Genomic DNA, 17240 nt, shown 5'->3' with positions numbered 1-17240 from the left:
GTCAGCCGGTGACGATCGGCAGTCCCGTGGATTCGGCCGCCGCGTCAAGGCCGCCCGCATCGGTGAGACGCGTGAAACCCGCGGCCTCCATCCGGGCGACGGCCTGCGCGGATCGACTGCCCGACCGGCAGTAGACGAGGTAGGCAGCGTCCGGGTCGAGCGCCGCGATCGAGGAGTCGAACGCCGCCGACTGCAGGTCGATGTTGCGGGCACCATCGAGGTGCCCGGCCGCGAACTCGGCCGGGGTTCGCACGTCGATCAGCACGACCGGGGTCGCGGTCCCGGATGCGTCCGCCGCCGACAGGTCGGTGGCGCCGTCGCCCGAGCATCCGGTGACGAGCGCAGCGAGGGTGAACAGCGCGGCACCAACAAGGAGCAGCAGCCGGAATCGACGGAACACCTGCGGACACTCCCTCGGATCGAAAACCTAGTCCGCCCGACGCTACCGGCCGGGGTGTCACGACGGCGAGGTGGATGACCGGGACGCGGCGAGCCCGCCCGGTGCGACACCGGGCGGGCTCGTCGGGGCGAACGGATCAGGCGAGCACGTCGTGCCGGACGATCGTCTCGTCGCGGCCAGGGCCGACACCGATGCAGGAGATCCGGGCGCCGGACAGCTCCTCGAGTCGCAGCACGTAGTTCTTGGCGTTGACCGGCAGTTCCTCGAACGTGCGGCAGTGCGAAATGTCCTCCCACCAGCCGGGCATCTCCTCGTAGACCGGCTTGGCGTGGTGGATCTCGGTCTGCGACATCGGCATTTCGTCGTGCCGGACCCCGTCGACGTCGTAGGCAACGCAGATCGGCACCGTGTCGAGGCCGGACAGCACGTCGAGCTTGGTGAGGAAGTAGTCGGTGATGCCGTTGACCCGGGTCGCGTAGCGGGCGATCACCGCGTCGAACCAGCCGGTGCGGCGGGCGCGACCGGTGGTGACGCCGACCTCGCCGCCCTGCTTGGCCAGGTACTCGCCGTGGTTGTCGAACAGTTCGGTCGGGAACGGGCCGGAGCCGACGCGGGTCGTGTACGCCTTGAGGATGCCGAGCACGGTGGTGATCCGGGTCGGTCCGATGCCGGAGCCGACGGCCGCACCGCCCGACGTCGGGTTCGACGACGTCACATACGGGTAGGTGCCGTGGTCGACGTCGAGCAGCGTGCCCTGCGACCCCTCCAGCAGCACCGTCTCCCCGCGTTCGAGGGCCCGGTTCAGCTCGAGCCGGGTGTCGGTGATGCGGTGCTTGAAGCCCTCCGCCTGACCGAGCACCTCGTCGACGACCTGCTGCGGGTCGAGGGCCTTGCGGTTGTAGATCTTCGCCAGCACCTGGTTCTTGAATTCCAGTGCGGCCTCGACCTTCTGGGTGAGGATCTTCTCGTCCAGCACATCGGCGGCCCGGACGCCGACGCGGGCGATCTTGTCCTGATAGCAGGGGCCGATGCCGCGACCGGTGGTGCCGATCTTCCTGGCCCCCAGGTAGCGCTCGGTGACCTTATCGATGGCCACGTGGTACGGCATGATCAGGTGCGCGTCGGCGGAGAGCAGCAGGTTGGAGGTGTCCACCCCGCGCTCCTCCAGGCCGGCCAGCTCGTCGAGCAGCACACCGGGGTCGACGACGACACCGTTGCCGATCACGTTCTTCACACCCGGGGTGAGGATGCCGGACGGGATCAGGTGCAGCGCAAACTTGTCGCCGTTCGGCAGGACCACGGTGTGGCCTGCATTGTTGCCGCCCTGGTAGCGGACCACCCACTGCAGGCTGCCGCCCAGTAGATCGGTAGCTTTGCCCTTACCCTCGTCGCCCCACTGGGCCCCGATGAGGACGATTGCCGGCATGACGTCTCCTAGAGTCGACAGACATCTGCGCATCTCAGCGCAGAGGCCAGCCGTCCGTGGACAGTGGCCGGGACGACAGTTTAGCCCAGTGCACCCGGGCACCCCGCGGGCACATCACCCCCGGGCCCGCCCGGGACCCCGGTGACCGTCACGCCGCCGGGTGGTCGTGCAGCCACGGAGCCGGGCTGACCTGCACGGCCAGGCCGCCATCGTCGGCGGCCGACCGCACGATGCAGATCGGCGGAGCCCACACCGCCCCGTCGGGTTGCAGGTAGATCGGGCGGTCCGGGTCGCCGCCGAGCAGATAGCTGACACCGGAACTCATCCGGAACCGTCCCGTCCCGTGCGCGGCGATCCGGGGCGGGGCGCCGGGCACACCGCCGGTCCGCCCGGACTCCTCCGGGTCGAGCACCAGTTCCTCGTTCGTCGTGTTGACCATCGTGACACTCACGGTTGGCATCGGAATCCACCTCGGTCGGATCGTCCGGTCAGGTCACACACTGTCGTCGACATCGGGGGATCGGTCATTCGGCGACGAGCGCGAATCCGGGACGCCCGTCGCGCCCGAGCACGATGCCAGCCACCACCACCCCCGGGCCCGCCCGGACCGTCTCGTCCACCCGGTACGTGTCGTCCGGCGCGGGCCGCGTCTCCACGGTCACCATCCCACCGACCAGGGTGAGCATGTTGAACCACACCACCCGCACCGGTCCCGGGGGCGCGTCGGCGGGCAGGTCAGCGGTCACGTGCACCACCTCCGGTTCCATCGTGCTCCGTTCGACGTCGGCGTGCACGACGTGGGCGCCGACCACCGGTTGCACCTGGAACGGGTGGCTGAGAGCGGCGGTGGGCGTGGACATCTGCCCGATGCCGAGGTCGAGTAGGTCCACCGCGGCCCGCAGGTCCACCGAGGTCTCGGCCGCACCCTCCCTCCGCATCTCGCTCACCACGGAGGTGAGTCCGGATCGGCAGAACCGGGTCACCCGGGCCTGACGTCGTCGGGGAGGCTCGTCGGTGGTCAGCATCGGATGCTCCGATTGTCGGCTGAGGTGGCCGGCCGGCCGCCGAGGCGAGGCGCCGACCGCACCTCCAGCCTAGGACCGGAAGGTCTCGAACGGAGCGACAATTCGGCAACCATCGGACCACCGGGTGCCGACGGCGGCGGCGACGTTCGTATCGTCGAGGACGACCATCGCGGACCGACCGGAGCTGACCCTTGACCATTCACGTACTCGCCTGCGGTGGCGCCGCGGTGCCCGCCGCCCTGGCCGCGCTGCCCGTCACCGCCGCCCCCGCGGTGCCCGCGAAGCCCGACTTCGACGCACTCCTCCCGCTTCTCGATGATGGGACGGCGACCCGACTGGTCGTCGTCGGGGACGACGGCGCGCTGGCGGCCACGGTCACCCGGCTGATGCGCGGCGAGCGGCTGCACGTCGAGGTCGGGTACGTCGCCGCCGAGCGGACGCCTGCCACCCGGCTCTACGGGCTGCCCGTCGCGGAGCGGGCGGCGCGGCTCGCGCGCGGCGGCGACGCGTCCGCGGTGCCGCTGATCCGGGACGACTCCGGCACCGCCCTGATCGGCGAGGCGACGATCACAGGCCCCGACGGCGGGCCGCTCGTCGGTGAGGCGTACGCGGATTCGGAGCGGGTGTTCTCCGGGGAGATCGCCCGCCTGCGGGTGACGCCGACCGTCGCGCTGCCCGGGGTGCGCGCCACCGCGGGCAGGCGATGGGGGCGCGAGCGCTGGCTGCCCGCCCGCGCGGTGCAGCTCGGCGCGGTCGGGGCGGTGGTCACCCGGGACGGCGTCACCACCGCGCGGGCGTTGAAGCGGTGCAGCTTCTACCGCGACCCCCGCGAATGGCTGCTGGTCCGCTGAGCCCCGGCGTCGTCGTCGATCGTGCCCGGGCTCACCGGTAGAGCGCGGCGATGCTCCGGCCCGCCGCCTCCAGGTCGGCGAGGCTCGACGCGATGCGGACGTCCGCGAACGCCGGATGGTGCTCGGCGCCGTCGGCGACGGAGCCGACGACCGCGTGCACCGGCCGCCCGGCGGAGCGGCCGAGGATCTCGGACACGATCTTGCCCTGGCCGGTCTGGGCGTCGAGCCGCCCCTCCCCCACGACGACGGCCTGCGCGGCGGCGACCGCATCGGCGAATGACAGCGCGTCGAGCAGGTAGCCGGCGCCGGAGACGATGCGGGCGCCGAACCTCGCCCACAGCCCGCCAGCGAGGCCCCCGGCCGCGCCGGACCCGATCACCGGCTCCGGGTCGCGGGGCAGCCGGGACCGGGTGTCCCGCAGTCGCCGGGTGAGGAACTCGACGTCGCCGGGGTCGGCCCCCTTCTGTGGACCGAACACGACGGCCGCGTCGGTATAGCGGGTGCGGACGTCGCTCAACACGGTCAGCTGGGCGTCCCCGATCCCGCCCGCGGCCTCGATCGCGGCGATCGCGCCGATCCCGCCGTCGGTGGTGGCGGAACCGCCGACGGCGACGACGATCTCGCGGGCGCCGTGCCGGGCCGCGTCCGCGATCTGCAGCCCGACCCCGGCGGTGTCCGCCGCCCGCGGGTCGCGAATCCCGAGGTGCGGGATCGTCAGCCCGCACGTCCGCGCGACCTCGACGACGGCGAGGCCGTCGGCGGACAGGCCGAATGTCGCGCGCAGGGGCGCATGCCACGGGTTGACGGCGTCCCCCTCGATCAGGCCCAGCCGCAACGGTTCCCGCAGCACATCGAGGGTGCCCTCGCCGCCGTCGGCGACCGGCATCCGCACCGCCGTCACACCCCCCGCCTCAAGCCCGCGCGCGATGGCCGCCGCGACGTCGGACGCGCTGTGCGTGCCCTTGAAGCTGTCGGGCGCCACCACCACCGTCATCCCGCCCACGCCTCCGGATTCACGGGGTGCGGCGGAATCTCCCTGCGCGACATCGCGATCGCGTTCCGTGCACACAGCTGCGACATCTTGGCCCGCACCGTGACGGTGGCACTGCCGAGGTGCGGGAGCAGCACCGTATTGGACAGCTCGGCGAGCCCCGGCGCCAGCCGCGGCTCGTTCTCGTACACGTCCAGTCCGGCACCGGCGATCACCCCGCCGCGCAGCGCGTCGACGAGGGCGCTCTCGTCGACGACCGGCCCGCGGGCGGTGTTCACCAGGATCGCGCCCGGCTTCATCCTGGCGAGCACGTCGGCGTCGATGAGGTGCTGCGTCGACGGCGCGAGCGGGACGTGCACGGACACGACGTCCGAGGTCGCGATCAGCTCGTCGAAGGAGATCCGCGGGCCGAGCACCGGGTCGGCCGTCGGCGCCGGGTGGGCGACGTCGTGCGGGCCGCGCGCCGAGCAGTGCCGCACGGTCATCTCGAATCCGGCGGCGCGGCGGGCCGTGGCGGCCGCGATCCGGCCGTGCCCGATCAGGCCGAGGGTGGCGCCGGTGACGTCGCTGCCGAGCAGCAGTTGCGGCTCCCAGCCGTCGAACCTGCCCTGCCGCAGGAACCGGTCCGCCTCCACGCAGCGCCGGGCGGTGGCCAGGATCAGCAGCATCGCGATGTCGGCGGTCGGCGCGGTGAGGACACCGGGGGTGTTGCCGACCATGATGCCGCGGGCGGTGGCCGCCGCGACGTCGATGTTGTCGACACCGACGGCGTAGTTGGATATCCCGTCGATCCGGGCGTCCGCCAACTCGGCAGCACCGAGGCGGTCGGTCAGCTGCGACAGGACGACGGAGTACTCCCCGGAGGAGCAGGCGGCCACCAGCTCTGCGGCGGTGTGCTCGTGCTCCCACACGGTGACCGACCCCGCGCCGCCGAGCAGGCTCAGCGCCGGCTCGGGCAGCGGTGTGGTGACCAGGAACCGTGGAATGCTCACGCTGGTACTTGTACACCGCGGTGCGCGGCCGCGTCGACGACCCGCCGGGGCGGGCCATACTGGCCGCATGCCCTCCGCCCGTACCGTCGTCCGGCCCAGCCCGGTGTTCCTCGCGGTCGTCGCCGTCACGGTCGCGGGCGGGGTGCTCGCATGGCAGGCGCCGCCGCGGTCGACGGCCGCGGGCGTCGGGGTGTTCATCCTCGTCGTCGCCGGCTGGGTGGTCACCGTCTGCCTGCACGAGTTCGCGCACGCCGTCACCGCGTGGCGGTACGGCGACCACGACGCAGCGGCCCGCGGCTACCTGACCCTCAACCCGCTCCGGTACAGCCACCCGCTGCTGTCGATCGGGCTGCCGGTGCTGTTCATCGCGATCGGCGGCATCGGGCTGCCCGGCGGGGCCGTGTACCTGCGCACCGACCTTCGGTCCCCGCGGGAGACCCGCCGGATCGCCCTGGCCGGGCCCGCGGTCAACGCGGCCACCGCCGTCGCCCTGCTGCTCGTGATTCGGCTGTTCGCGGACACCGATTCCCGCCCGGTGTTCTGGTGGGGCCTCAGCTTCCTCGCGTTCCTGCAGGTGATGGCGACCGTCCTGAATCTGCTGCCGGTCCCCGGCCTGGACGGCTACGCCGCCGTCGAACCGTCGCTGCGTCCGAGCACCCGCCGCTCGCTCGACCGGTACAAGGGCCTCGGCATGCTCGCGTTGATCGCGCTGCTGTTCGTCCCGACGATCAACCGGGCGTTCTTCGACGCCATCTACGCGCTGGTCGAACTCTCCGGTGTCCCCGCCGACTGGGCCCGCTACGGCGGCTTCGTGATGCGCTTCTGGACATAGCCCAGCGCCCCGCGACCGTGCGTGATTTTTACCCCGATCGGGGTAAAAATCACGCACAGTCGGCGGAGCCGACCGGTCAGGACCAGGCGGCGAGGACGGTGCGGACGGCGGTGACGACGGCCAGCGGCTGGTCGAAGACCGGGTGGTGTCCGGCCGCGGGCAGCTCCACCACCAGCGCGTCCGGACCGAACATCGGCCGCATCCGGTCGAGCAGCTCCGCGCTGATGATGCCGTTCTCGGAGCGGAAGAAGGCGACCCGGCACCCTGCGGTGGTCCCGTCCAGGCTGCTGCGGCTGCCCCTGCCGATGCGGGTGCCGTCGAACTTCCAGCTCCAGCCGCCGTCGGTGGCGGCGAGCGAGGCCCGCGCGATGTGGTCGAAGACGTACGGCTCCGCGGTGTCCTGCGGCGGCACCAACCGGAACCGGGCGACGGCGTCGTCGATGCTCGGGTAGACCTTCGCCTTCGAGGACAGCCGCTGGTTGCGCAGCTCCTGCTCCTCGGGTGTGAGGTCGCGGATCGGCGAGTCGAGGATGACGATCCCGTCCAGTCGGTCGCCGTGCCGGGTCGACGCGTGGTACGCCACGATCCCGCCCATGCTGTGCCCGACCAGGGTGGGACGACCGGCGATCCCGCCCGCGGCGGCGACCGCCAGCACCTCCTCCGCCCACTGGCCGAGGCCGTAGCCCTGCGCCCGGTGGTCGCTGTCGCCGTGCCCGGACAGGTCCAGCGCGACGACGCGGCGGTCGACCGCGAGTTGCGGGGCGACGTGGTCCCACCAACGCGAATGCGCCATGCCGCCGTGCACGAGCACGACCCCCGGCCGACCGGATTCTCCCCAGGCGCGGTAGGCGATGGACGCGCCATCGACCGTGACGTGGCCGGTCTCGACCGGCGCGGCGAGGGCGTCGACGAACCACTTCGGTGCCGACCCGTTCACACTGCTCATCAATCGACGTTAACGCGCTCCGGTCGGGCCACGGCAGCGAGGGTCATCTGCCCGAGCCAGGCCGGGACGTTCCTGGTGATCGCGGTCGGCCCCGAGATGGTGACCGCCTCCGCCGCCACCGCCTGCTCCCAGGACCGGTCACCCCGCCAGATCTCGACGAGGGTCCGCAGCCGGGTGCGGACGGTGGCGCTCACGACGAATCCGGGGTCCTGGTCGCAGACGTCGGCCTCCCCCTCGGCAACGCAGAGCCACCAGTGACGGTCCGGCACGGCCGCGTCGAACTCGAACGCGACGACGGTGCGCCCGGCGGGCCACGCGCCGACCGGCACCGTCCGGCGCATGTCCCACATCAACAGCCGGGGATCGAGGTCGTCGTCGGCGATCGCACCGATCCAGCGCACCCCCCAGGTACCGAGCGCCTCGACGACCGCACCGAGTTCCTCCCCGCACGCGGTGAGGGTGTACCGGCTGCGTCCCGCGTCGACGGTGCGCCGCACCACCCCCGCCCGTTCGAGGGTGCGCAACCGCTTGGACAGCAGCGCGGGCGACATCTTCGGGTTCCCCCGCCGCAGCTCGTTGAATCGGGTGCTGCCCGACAGCAACTCGCGCACCACGAGCAGGGTCCAGCGTTCGTCGAGGAGTTCCATCGCCTTCGCCACCGGGCAGAACTGTCCGTACTCCGACACGCCGGGCACCTCCTCCGACGGTGCATCGTCCGGTCCCCTGTCCCCCGACCAGTACACGCCGACCAGCGCCGGGACGCCAGGGGTACAGATCTGGAACTGGATCACCGGCCGGTGACGGGGGGACGCTGAGACCGAGCACAGCCCGTCCGCACGACACCGGGAGCAGCCATGAACACCCCGTCCGTCACCCCCGATCTCGCCGCCAAGCACCGCGCCATCTGGGCGCTCGGCGACTACCCGTCGGTCGCCGCCGACGTGATCCCCGCGCTCGGCCCCGTGCTGGTCGACGCGTGCCGGATCGGTGCGGGCGACCGCGTCCTCGACGTCGCGGCTGGCTCCGGCAACGCGTCAATCCCGGCCGCCCGCGCCGGCGCGTCGGTCGTCGCGTCGGACCTGACCCCGGAACTGCTCGCGAGCGGGCGCGCGCAGGCCGAGGCGCTGGGGCTCACCCTGCAGTGGCGGCAGGCGAACGCCGAGGATTTGCCGTTCCCGGACGCCGACTTCGACGCGGTCCTCTCCTGCGTCGGCGTGATGTTCGCACCGCACCACCAGGCGAGCGCCGACGAGCTCGTCCGGGTCCTGCGGCCCGGCGGCACCCTCGGGCTGATCAACTGGACCCCGGAGGGCTTCATCGGCCGGATGTTCGCGACCATGAAGCCGTACGCCCCGCCGCCGCCCGCCGGCGCGCAGCCGCCGCCGCTGTGGGGGGACGAGAACCACGTCCGCGACCTGCTCGGCGACCGCGTCACCGGTGTCGTCGCCCGCCGCGAACGGCTCACCGTCGACTGCTTCGACGGCCCCGAGCAGTTCCGTGACTACTTCAAGGCCTGCTACGGACCGACGATCGCGGTGTACCGGGCGATCGCCGACGACCCCGACAGGGTGCGCGCACTCGACCGGGACCTCACCGACCTCGCCGCCGCCCACGACCGCGGCGGCGGGACGATGGAGTGGGAGTATCTCCTGCTGACCGCCGTCCGAACCTAGAAGGTCAGGTCAGCGGGGTGACCCAGCCGTGCAGCGCGTCGCCGCGCAGCGCGGCGGCATGCTTCTTGCGCAGCGCCTCGGTGACCGGCCCGAGTGTCCCGGTGCCGACGACCCGGCCGTCGACCTCGACGACGGGGGCGACCCCGGCGGAGGTGCCGGTGACGAACACCTCGTCGGCGATGTACAGCTCGGTCAGGTCGACGGTGCGTTCGACGACCGGGACGCCGTCCTCGGCGGCGAGCGTGAGCAGGGTGCGCCGGTTGATGCCGTCGAGGATGTCGCAGGACACGTCGGGGGTGATCAGGGTGCCGCCGCGGACCAGGAAGAGGTTCGCGGCGCTGGCCTCGCAGACGTGGCCGTTGCCGTCGAGGAAGACCGCGTCGTCGTAGCCGGCGTCGATGGCGTCCTGCTTCGCGAGGACGGAGTTCACGTACGCGCCGTTGACCTTGGCGCGGGACGGGATCGCCGCGTCGGGGATGCGGCGCCACTGGCTGGTCTTGAGCCGCATGCCGTCCTGCGGGACGATCGGGATCGCGTCGTAGACGAACATGCTGACGGTGGTGTGGCAGCCGCGGACCCGGGTGCCGGGGATGGACTCGTCGACGTGCACGGTCGCGCGGACGAACACGTCCCCGGTCGGCGCGTTCCGTTCGACGAGGTCGCGGGCCGCGGCGACGAACCGGTCGAGGTTCCAGTCGGCGGCGAAGCCGTCCATCCCGATGATCTTGCAGGACTCCACCATTCGCCGATAGTGGTCGGCGAGGCGGAACGCGGTGCGCCGGTCGCCGTCGACGTGGACGGGGAAGACGGTGTAGACGCTCAGCCCGTAGAGGATCGCGGAGGTCGCGACGCCGAGCGACGCCTCCGCGGCGTCGACGATCCGGTCACCGAAGTACACGTGGGGATGGGGAATGGCCATGGCGGGCAATGCTAGCCACCCCGCGCACCCGGTGCACCACGATTTCGGTGCCCCCGCCCGGGTCGCCGCCGCGCCTCCGCTGGCCGACGCGGCGTGGACGGCACACTGACCGGATGCTGCATCTGCGGATCATGACGCCGTTCGATCTGACGGACGACGCCCTCCGGATTCTCGAGGACGAGCCGGGGGTCAGCGGTCTCGCCGTGGTGCGGGCCGCTGCGGTGCGTCCGGTCGGGGACATCGTGTACGCGGACCTGGCCCGGGAGGTCGCCAACGACGTGGTCGAGCGGCTGCGGGCGACCGGCCTGCACCACCGCGGCAGCATCGAACTTGAGCCGGTGCACACCTGGCTGTCCAGGGACGGCCTCGACGCGGAGCTCCGCAGCCCCGGCAGCAGCGCCGACACGGTGGTGTGGGCGGAGGTCGCGCAGCGCTCCTACGAGGACGTCGAACTGAACTGGACGTATCTGAGCTTCATGACGATGGCGACGCTGCTCGCCGGCATCGCGATCATCACCGACTCCCAGATCCTGGTGATCGGCGCGATGGTCCTCGGCCCGGAGTTCGGTGCCATCGCCGCACTCGGCGTCGCCCTGGTCAAACGCCGGTACGTGCTGTTCGGCACCGCCGTGCGAACCCTGGTCGTCGGGTTCGCGGTCGCGATCGCGGCCACCGCCGCCGCGGCGCTGGCCGGTCGGCTGCTGGGCTGGGTGACGATCGACGACGTCACCGGCCCGCGCCCGGAGACCGCGTTCATCTACCACCCCGACAAGTGGTCGTTCATCGTCGCGGTGATCGCGGCCGCGGCCGGGGTGCTGTCGCTGACGTCGTCGAAGCTCGGTGGCCTGTCCGGGGTGTTCATCTCGGTGACGACGGTGCCGGCGGCGGGCAACGTCGGCCTCGGTCTCGCGTTCGGTGCGGGCCACGAGATCTGGGGCAGCACATTGCAACTGGTGGTGAACCTGGCGGGGATGGCGCTCGCCGGGTGGGCGACCCTGGCGATCCAGCAGGCGGTGTGGTCGAGGGTGTCGGTGCGCCGCGCGCGGGCCCTGGACCGCCGGCGCCGGATGCTGTGACGCGCCTTACCGGTGGCGCCGCACCATCTCCTCGCCGACCGCACGCAACGACGTCCGCAACGATGCGGGTGCGAGCACCTCGACGCCGCCACCGAGCGAGGTCAGCTGATGCACCGCAACGTCTTCCGCTTCGAGTCGCAGGTCGACGTCCACCCAGCCGTCGGCGTCGGCGGGTCCGGGGGTGACGCGGGCGGCCTCCACCCCGACCGCCGCGGGCAGGGACCGCCACGCGACGGGTGAGAGCCGCACCCGGCACGGGTAGCGCAGCAACGACCTGTCGAACGCGGCCACCGACCCCGACCACCACGCGGCCAGGTCGAAACCGTCGGGACGGTCGGCCGGATCGTCGAGAACCGTTGCGCCGGTGATGCGGGAGACCCGATGGGACAGCACCCGGCCGCGATGGGCGGCAACCAGGTACCAGACGGCGGCCTTCGCGACGAGGCCGAGCGGGTCGAGGGTGCGCGTGGTCTCCGCGTCCCCCTTCCGGTAGCCGACCCGCAACCGGCGCCCGCCGAGGACGGCCCGCGCGACCGTCGCGAGGTGCGGGGCGGGCGGTCCGGTGGCGAACCAGCCGGGCGCGTCGACGTGCAGCCGGGACCGCCACAGTTGCGCCCCGGTGCGCAAGGGCAGCGGCATCGCGCCGAGCAGTTTCGCCTCCGCGGACGCGGTCTGCTCACCCACCCCGAGGTCCGCCGCGAGCCCGGGGATCCCGAGCAGCATCAGCGCGGACGTCTCCGCTTCGGTCATGCCGCTGAGCCGGGACTGCCAGCCGTCGAGCAGCCGGATCCCGCCGCCGGGCCCGCTCTCGGTGTAGAGCGGCACCCCCGCGGACTGCAGCGCGGCGACGTCCCGGTACACCGTCCTGACCGAGACCTCGAGTTGCTCGGCCAGACAGTCCGCGGTCGCCCCCCGACGTCCCCTGCAGGCGCAACATCAGGTCGAGCAGCCGACTGGATCGCACGACCCGATGTCTACGAAAAATCCCTGACAGGAGATGTCAGGGATTGCGGCACACAATGGCAGGCATGACGACCTGGCAGCAGTTCTCCGACGAGGCACCCGACCTGGCGGACGCCGTCCGCGCCCGCCTCACCGCACACAAGCACCACGTTTTCGCAAGCCTGCGGGCCGACGGCTCGCCGCGGGTCAGCGGAACCGAGGTCGAGATCTTCGAGGGGTTGCTCGTGCTCGGCTCGATGCCGAACGCCCGCAAGATCCGGGACCTGCGCCGCGATCCCCGCTACGCGCTGCACTCGAACCCCGGTCACCACACGATGGAGGGCGGGGACGCGAAGATCTCCGGCCGGGCCCGCGAACTCACCGGTGACGAGAAGCGGGCGATCCTGGAGAGCTACCCGGAGAACCCGGGAGACGACGCGCACATCGTCGAACTCGACATCGACGAGGTGGTGCTGACCACCGTGTCGGACGACCAGCTGCACGTGGACCTGTGGCGTCCGGGCGCCGGCGTCACCCGCACCAGCCGGCGACCGTGAGTTGGTTGTTTTCGGGGTGGTGACGGCGGAAACAACCCGAAAACGACCAACTCGCGGAGGTCACCAGGTGAGGTTCTCCTGGCAGTGCGCGCCGTCGGCACCCGACTCGACCTGGACGGTGGCGTGACCGAGGCCGTGCCCGTCGAGCACCACCTTGGCCGCCGCCAGCACCACCCCGGTGTCGGCGTCGGTGGTCAGGTGCACGGTGGCGACGTCCATGCCGGTGGTCAGCGTCCACACGTGCAGGTCGTGCACGCCGGTCACCCCGGGCAGCGCGCCGAGATCGGCGCGCACCGCGTCGACATCCACGTTCTCGGGGGACGCCTGGGTGAGGATCCGCAGTGACGCCGCGGCGAGGGTGACCGCCCGCGGCACCACCCACAGCGAGATCAGAACGCCGACGACGATGTCCGCGTAGGTCCAGTTGAACGCCAGCACCAGCGCGCCCGCGATCAGGACGCCGACCGAGCCGACCGCGTCGGCGAGGACCTCGAGGTAGGCGCCGCGGACGGCGAGCGAATCCTTCGCGTCGCCGCGCAGCATCCACATGACCACCAGGTTCGCGGCCAGGCCAGCGGCCGCGGTGAGCATCAGCGGCAGGCCGGGGATCTCGGGGGCATCACCGATCCGGCCGATGGCCTCGTACATCACCCACGCGGCGACGGCGAGCAGCAGCACCGCGTTGGCCATCGCGGTGAGCACCTCGGCGCGATGCCACCCGAAGGTGCGGGCCGCGGCGGCGGACCCCTGGCGGGCCAGCAGCAACGCGACCAGGCCCATGCACATCCCGACGACGTCGGTGAGCATGTGGCCCGCGTCGGCGAGCAGCGCGAGCGAGCCGATGGCCAGCCCGACCACGACCTCGAGCACCAGGAACCCGACGAGGATCCCGACCGCGAGGACCATTCGCCGGATGCGGGTGGCGGAGGGGCCGACCGCTCCCGGCTCGACCCCACCGTGACCGTGTGCATGCCCGTGCCCGACACCCATGGCCCATCTCCTCACTCGCGACTACCGGCAACCGCCGCCATCATATGCACACATTCGCATATATCGAAACCTCGGGTTGCGTCGGAGCCGATCAGCAGCCGCCGACTGTCCGCACACCGACACGGTGACGCCGACGCCCGAGAGCAGGGCAGGCAGCGAGGTGAGTGGGGTGACCGCCTACTCGGGCGGATAGCCGGGGTTCGGCACCGTCGGCGGCAGCGTCGCGATCGCCGAGATCCGGCTCAGCCCCGCCACCTGCAGCAGGTCCACGATCAGGGACCGGATCTGCGCGAACACCACGGTCGCCGAGATGCCGGCGTTCTCCACCAGTTCGGCCTTCGCGCCGACCGCGACGGTCCGCAGCACCCGCGCCGCCTCCGCCCGGTCCGGCTGCTGCCCCGGGTCGGCGAGCACCACCCGCCGCAGCACGTCCACCGCGTGCGAGAGCTTCTCCACCTCGTCCACCAGCCGGGGGTCGAGGATCTCGTCGTCCCGGACCAGCGACAGCGACCGCCGGGCCAGGACACGGATGTTGCGCATCGCGTTGTCGATCGGGTCGGCAGCCGCGGCCAGCCGGTCGAAGCGGGAGCGCGAGTTCCAGTACAGCGGGGAGAGTCTGCTGATCTCCCGCCCGCCGCTCAGGCTCGACCGCAGCCCCTCGATCGCGGCCTGGGAGGTGCGCGCCTTCCGCAGCGCGGACTCGATCGGCTTCGGGTCGTTCGCGACGAGCCCGTCCGCCACCAGCTGCAGCACCTCGGCCGCGGTCCCGAGGATGTCGGCGGCGCTCGTGCGGGCCCGCAACACCGGGTGCACGGGCACCAGGGTGACGACGAGGAAGCCGACGACACCACCGATCAGGGCGTCGATCATCCGGTCGGCGCCGCCGCCCTGCTGCGGGGGGATCAGGGTCGCGACCAGGACCGCGGACGTCCCGGCCTGCATCGAGATGATCGGGCCGCCGTCGAGGAGGATCGCCGTCGACATCGCGAGCGCGACCACCAGGGTGATCTGCCACGGTCCGGTGCCGATGATCGAGATCAGCGTGTCCCCGACCCCGATCCCGACGGTGACACCGACGATCAGTTCGACGGACCTGCGCACCCGCGCCCCGAGGGACAGGCCGAGCGACACGACCGCCGCGATCGGCGCGAAGAACGGGTTGTGGTGGTGGAACACGTCGTTGGCGACGAACCAGGCGATCCCCGCCGCCAACGCGCACTGCAGCACCGGGAATGCGGACACCCGCACCCGGTGCACCGACGCCCGTGCCCGCGCACGCGCGCGGTCACGGGTGTAGGGGCGGAAGCTATTCGACGCCAAGTGCCTCGGCGGCCCGCGGGTCGCAGTCCTCAAGCAGGTCCAGGCAGCGCGCGTGCTCGTCGGACTCGCCGATGGCCTTGGCGGCCAGCGCGAGCGAGGCGACGCAGCGCAGGAACCCGCGGTTCGGTTCGTGGCTGTACGGGACCGGCCCGAAGCCCTTCCAGCCGTTGCGTCGCAGCTGGTCGAGTCCGCGGTGGTAGCCGGTGCGCGCGTAGGCGTAGGCGGTGATGGTCTCGCCGTCGGCCAGCGCGGCCTCCGCCAGGTACGCCCACGCGATCGACGCGGTCGGGTGGTCGGCGGCCACCTGCTTGGGGTCGGCCTTGTTCAGAAGCTCCGACTCGGCGTCGTCGTCACCGGGGAGCAGGGTGGGCTGGGGTCCGAGCAGGTCACCGAAAGAGGTCATGACGACCATTGTGCGCGCACCGGATCGCGGCCGACGCCCCGACACCCCCGCGCGCGACACCCGGGTCGGGCCGCGGACGCCGTAGTCTGCTGACCGGGACCCGTGGTCCCCGAGGACCGACCCGAGCGCAAGGAGACGGACAGTGCCGGACCGGAGCGAACCGGAGTCGACGCCCGCGTCGGGCACACATTCGACGCCCGCGTCGGATGCACCGACGACCGCGATCCCGCAGGCGGTGCCGCCGCCGCGCCCGGCACCCCCCGCTGCGCCTCCTTCCGCGTCACCGCCGCCGTCCGAGGCGCCGACGACGGTGATCCCGCACGCCACCCGCGCCGCCCCGACCCGCGTCGGTGCAGGCGCACCGCAGCCGGGCGCGGCCCCCGGGTCGTTGCCCGCGGCGGCTCCGGTTCGGGTCCCCGACGCTCCGCCCGCGCCGTCCGGGAAACGCCGGTGGCCGCTGGTCGTCGGCGCGGTGGTGGGGCTCGCCGCCATCGCCGCCGGGGGGTACGTCCTCGTCGACCGGTTGACCGGCGACCGCACCGAGGACGAGGTGCGGACGGCGATCACCGGGTTCGTCGACGCCATCGACCGCGGCGACCTCGCGGCACTGCGGGCGGGCAGCTGCGGCGACCTCGCCGCGTACTACGCGGGGATCGGTGACGGCGACTTCGCCGGCGTGTACCAGGCCGCGAACTCGGACCGCGCGGTCCCGGTCCTCGACAGCGTCGACGCCATCTCCGTCACCGACGGGACGGCCCTCGCGCAGGTCACCGTCCACACCGCGAACGATCCGGCGTCGACGTCGGTGCGCTCGTTTGCCCTCGAACAGCAGGACGGGGTGTGGAAGGTCTGCAGCTGACCTGCGTGCAGTCACCAACCCCGCGGGGATGACGGCCACGGGTCGCCCCAGCGCGCGGCAGTGCGATCGCGGAGGTGTTTCGCCGGGAGCACTGGGGTTGTGGGCCGTGGCTGCGGCACCTCCCTGCTGAGTACATGGAGGTTGACATCGCCCCGGCCTGACCTGACCGGCAGCGCTATATCGCGGCTAATCCGGACGATGCCGTCCGCCCTGGTGGCGGACCGATCAGGGCGGATCACCGACCTCGAAACGAGGCGCCGTCACGCCTGCTTGCGGGCTCCTTTCCGGCCGTTGACGGTCACCCCGTTGACACCGGGCACCGTGGTGCGGCGCCCGTTGCCGGGGAACAGTCGCGCGCTGATCGCTCCCGCCGAGGGCAGGTCGTTGATCGGGCACTAGGCGGAGGGGACGTTTCGGATCTCGTTGATGGTCAGGAAGTTCGCCGTCCTCGAGGCCCGCGAAGGCGTTGACGATGCGCTGTCCGATGTCGCGTCGCCGACGTGGTGCTCAGCCGCATGGATGCCGTCGTCTTCGCTGATTCCGTGTTTGAGTGCGGATCTGTGCGCCTTCACACGACCTGGGTCCAGGCGCGCACCGCTTCCCGGATCGCCTCGGACCGGGACACGTGTTCCTGCTCGGCACGGTCGTTCAACGCCTGCAGCAATGCCGCATCCATCCGCACCGGCACCACTTCTCCGGGGCCGTCACCTAGGGTCGGGCGGCCTCGTTTGCGGAGCTTGTCGACCTCGTAGCCGGTCTCGGCCTCGTCCGCCCACTGCTGGATCATCGCGTCCGTGACGGGTGCTCCGTTGATCGTCTCCTCGGCCATACCGATTATCGTAATACGAAACTCCACTCAAGGTCAGGGCCCTTGACTGGGGTCTCGGGGTGGTCGTCGCGGCCGAGGACCTCCTCGTCTTCGATCCACCAGCCATTCACCCGGTCAAGGCCATAGAGAAGCAGACACAGCCGGAGTCGAAGAACGGCCGATGAGAGATGCGCGTTCGCCTCGGCGAACCAGTACGGGAATCGCCACTA

General features: G+C 72.0%; 19 protein-coding genes and 1 pseudogene. 6 read left to right on the top strand and 14 right to left on the bottom strand.

The annotated features are described in order from the left end of the window. Nucleotide 1: 1 nt before the first annotated feature. From ACFWPA_RS17355 to ACFWPA_RS17340, 4 genes are all read right to left on the bottom strand, one after another. Nucleotides 2–400, bottom strand: coding sequence for a rhodanese-like domain-containing protein (locus tag ACFWPA_RS17355; RefSeq protein ID WP_378571201.1), 399 nt, complete (start codon nt 398–400; stop codon nt 2–4). A 136-nt stretch (nt 401–536) separates the two neighbouring features. Beyond that, entirely contained in the window at nt 537–1826 is a 1290-nt protein-coding gene (locus ACFWPA_RS17350; protein ID WP_378508899.1) for an adenylosuccinate synthase, read from the bottom strand. 148 nt (nt 1827–1974) lie between these two features. Beyond that, nucleotides 1975–2286, bottom strand: a complete 312-nt coding sequence (locus ACFWPA_RS17345; protein WP_378508900.1) for a hypothetical protein — start codon at nt 2284–2286, stop codon at nt 1975–1977. Nucleotides 2287–2350: 64 nt separating this feature from the next. Then, complete coding sequence (locus ACFWPA_RS17340) at nt 2351–2851, bottom strand: hypothetical protein (RefSeq protein ID WP_378508901.1); 501 nt, start codon at nt 2849–2851, stop codon at nt 2351–2353. 191 nt (nt 2852–3042) lie between these two features. Between ACFWPA_RS17340 and ACFWPA_RS17335 the strand changes: the two genes are divergently transcribed. Continuing rightward, complete coding sequence (locus ACFWPA_RS17335; RefSeq protein ID WP_378571198.1) at nt 3043–3702, top strand: hypothetical protein; 660 nt, start codon at nt 3043–3045, stop codon at nt 3700–3702. 31 nt (nt 3703–3733) lie between these two features. Here ACFWPA_RS17335 and ACFWPA_RS17330 read toward each other — a convergent pair whose 3' ends face one another. Continuing rightward, a complete protein-coding gene (locus ACFWPA_RS17330; RefSeq protein WP_378571196.1) occupies nt 3734–4696 on the bottom strand; it encodes a glycerate kinase in 963 nt (320 codons plus the stop codon). Beyond that, nucleotides 4693–5685 (bottom strand): 2-hydroxyacid dehydrogenase, encoded by a 993-nt coding sequence (locus ACFWPA_RS17325; protein WP_378508904.1) that lies wholly within the window; start codon nt 5683–5685, stop codon nt 4693–4695. The genes ACFWPA_RS17330 and ACFWPA_RS17325 overlap by 4 nt, the downstream gene beginning before the upstream one ends. Nucleotides 5686–5752: 67 nt before the next feature. Here ACFWPA_RS17325 and ACFWPA_RS17320 point away from each other — a divergent pair, with 67 nt between their 5' ends. Further along, the gene (locus ACFWPA_RS17320) at nt 5753–6517 is read left to right on the top strand and encodes a site-2 protease family protein (RefSeq protein WP_378508905.1); all 765 of its coding nucleotides are present in this window, start codon (nt 5753–5755) and stop codon (nt 6515–6517) included. 76 nt (nt 6518–6593) lie between these two features. On the opposite strand, the gene ACFWPA_RS17315 is transcribed toward ACFWPA_RS17320, so the two are convergent. Together ACFWPA_RS17315 and ACFWPA_RS17310 are read right to left on the bottom strand one after the other, a co-directional pair. After that, nucleotides 6594–7463, bottom strand: a complete 870-nt coding sequence (locus tag ACFWPA_RS17315) for an alpha/beta fold hydrolase (RefSeq protein WP_378508906.1) — start codon at nt 7461–7463, stop codon at nt 6594–6596. After that, nucleotides 7463–8149: a winged helix-turn-helix transcriptional regulator gene (locus ACFWPA_RS17310; protein WP_378571194.1), complete on the bottom strand. Its 687-nt coding sequence runs from the start codon at nt 8147–8149 to the stop codon at nt 7463–7465. Before ACFWPA_RS17310 ends, ACFWPA_RS17315 begins: the two co-directional genes overlap by 1 nt. Nucleotides 8150–8317: 168 nt before the next feature. Between ACFWPA_RS17310 and ACFWPA_RS17305 the strand changes: the two genes are divergently transcribed. After that, complete coding sequence (locus ACFWPA_RS17305; RefSeq protein WP_378571192.1) at nt 8318–9136, top strand: class I SAM-dependent methyltransferase; 819 nt, start codon at nt 8318–8320, stop codon at nt 9134–9136. A 4-nt stretch (nt 9137–9140) separates the two neighbouring features. Here ACFWPA_RS17305 and ACFWPA_RS17300 read toward each other — a convergent pair whose 3' ends face one another. Further along, on the bottom strand, nt 9141–10055 hold the full coding sequence (locus tag ACFWPA_RS17300) for an aminotransferase class IV (RefSeq protein WP_378508909.1): 915 nt from the start codon (nt 10053–10055) through the stop codon (nt 9141–9143). 113 nt (nt 10056–10168) lie between these two features. On the opposite strand from ACFWPA_RS17300, the gene ACFWPA_RS17295 reads away from it, so the two are divergent. Further along, nucleotides 10169–11131 (top strand): DUF389 domain-containing protein, encoded by a 963-nt coding sequence (locus tag ACFWPA_RS17295; RefSeq protein ID WP_378508910.1) that lies wholly within the window; start codon nt 10169–10171, stop codon nt 11129–11131. A 6-nt stretch (nt 11132–11137) separates the two neighbouring features. Here ACFWPA_RS17295 and ACFWPA_RS17290 read toward each other — a convergent pair. Beyond that, nucleotides 11138–12095 (bottom strand): annotated as a pseudogene (locus ACFWPA_RS17290) (helix-turn-helix transcriptional regulator). Between the two features lie 64 nt (nt 12096–12159). Here ACFWPA_RS17290 and ACFWPA_RS17285 point away from each other — a divergent pair. Next, nucleotides 12160–12630, top strand: coding sequence for a pyridoxamine 5'-phosphate oxidase family protein (locus tag ACFWPA_RS17285; RefSeq protein WP_378571189.1), 471 nt, complete (start codon nt 12160–12162; stop codon nt 12628–12630). A 60-nt stretch (nt 12631–12690) separates the two neighbouring features. Here the strand turns inward: ACFWPA_RS17285 and ACFWPA_RS17280 are convergent, their stop codons facing one another. The 3 genes from ACFWPA_RS17280 to ACFWPA_RS17270 form a co-directional block, all read right to left on the bottom strand. Further along, nucleotides 12691–13620 carry a cation diffusion facilitator family transporter gene (locus tag ACFWPA_RS17280; RefSeq protein ID WP_378508912.1) on the bottom strand — a complete coding sequence of 310 codons (930 nt, stop codon included), beginning with the start codon at nt 13618–13620 and terminating at the stop codon, nt 12691–12693. Between the two features lie 177 nt (nt 13621–13797). Continuing rightward, complete coding sequence (locus ACFWPA_RS17275; protein WP_378508983.1) at nt 13798–14862, bottom strand: aromatic acid exporter family protein; 1065 nt, start codon at nt 14860–14862, stop codon at nt 13798–13800. 64 nt (nt 14863–14926) lie between these two features. Beyond that, on the bottom strand, nt 14927–15343 hold the full coding sequence (locus tag ACFWPA_RS17270; protein WP_378508913.1) for a DUF3151 domain-containing protein: 417 nt from the start codon (nt 15341–15343) through the stop codon (nt 14927–14929). Nucleotides 15344–15485: 142 nt separating this feature from the next. Here ACFWPA_RS17270 and ACFWPA_RS17265 point away from each other — a divergent pair, with 142 nt between their 5' ends. Then, nucleotides 15486–16202: a hypothetical protein gene (locus ACFWPA_RS17265; RefSeq protein ID WP_378571186.1), complete on the top strand. Its 717-nt coding sequence runs from the start codon at nt 15486–15488 to the stop codon at nt 16200–16202. 568 nt (nt 16203–16770) lie between these two features. Here the strand turns inward: ACFWPA_RS17265 and ACFWPA_RS17260 are convergent. Further along, a complete protein-coding gene (locus ACFWPA_RS17260; protein ID WP_378508915.1) occupies nt 16771–17031 on the bottom strand; it encodes a ribbon-helix-helix domain-containing protein in 261 nt (86 codons plus the stop codon). Between the last annotated feature and the right edge of the window lie 209 nt (nt 17032–17240).

It is taken from the genome of Rhodococcus sp. NPDC058505 (assembly GCF_042720095.1).
In the GTDB taxonomy this organism is placed as follows: domain Bacteria; phylum Actinomycetota; class Actinomycetes; order Mycobacteriales; family Mycobacteriaceae; genus Rhodococcus_G.
Note: the sequence above shows the minus strand (reverse complement) of the source record. Positions and strands in the feature narration are given on the sequence as shown.

Excerpts from the sequence above, each read along its gene's own strand:
- ACFWPA_RS17350 (WP_378508899.1), bottom strand. The coding sequence starts at position 1,826 with ATGCCGGCAATCGTCCTCATCGGGGCCCAGTGGGGCGACGAGGGTAAG.
- ACFWPA_RS17345 (WP_378508900.1), bottom strand. The coding sequence starts at position 2,286 with ATGCCAACCGTGAGTGTCACGATGGTCAACACGACGAACGAGGAACTG.
- ACFWPA_RS17340 (WP_378508901.1), bottom strand. The coding sequence starts at position 2,851 with ATGCTGACCACCGACGAGCCTCCCCGACGACGTCAGGCCCGGGTGACC.
- ACFWPA_RS17330 (WP_378571196.1), bottom strand. The coding sequence starts at position 4,696 with ATGACGGTGGTGGTGGCGCCCGACAGCTTCAAGGGCACGCACAGCGCG.
- ACFWPA_RS17320 (WP_378508905.1), top strand. The coding sequence starts at position 5,753 with ATGCCCTCCGCCCGTACCGTCGTCCGGCCCAGCCCGGTGTTCCTCGCG.
- ACFWPA_RS17315 (WP_378508906.1), bottom strand. The coding sequence starts at position 7,463 with ATGAGCAGTGTGAACGGGTCGGCACCGAAGTGGTTCGTCGACGCCCTC.
- ACFWPA_RS17305 (WP_378571192.1), top strand. The coding sequence starts at position 8,318 with ATGAACACCCCGTCCGTCACCCCCGATCTCGCCGCCAAGCACCGCGCC.
- ACFWPA_RS17300 (WP_378508909.1), bottom strand. The coding sequence starts at position 10,055 with ATGGCCATTCCCCATCCCCACGTGTACTTCGGTGACCGGATCGTCGAC.
- ACFWPA_RS17295 (WP_378508910.1), top strand. The coding sequence starts at position 10,169 with ATGCTGCATCTGCGGATCATGACGCCGTTCGATCTGACGGACGACGCC.
- ACFWPA_RS17285 (WP_378571189.1), top strand. The coding sequence starts at position 12,160 with ATGACGACCTGGCAGCAGTTCTCCGACGAGGCACCCGACCTGGCGGAC.
- ACFWPA_RS17280 (WP_378508912.1), bottom strand. The coding sequence starts at position 13,620 with ATGGGTGTCGGGCACGGGCATGCACACGGTCACGGTGGGGTCGAGCCG.
- ACFWPA_RS17270 (WP_378508913.1), bottom strand. The coding sequence starts at position 15,343 with ATGACCTCTTTCGGTGACCTGCTCGGACCCCAGCCCACCCTGCTCCCC.
- ACFWPA_RS17260 (WP_378508915.1), bottom strand. The coding sequence starts at position 17,031 with ATGGCCGAGGAGACGATCAACGGAGCACCCGTCACGGACGCGATGATC.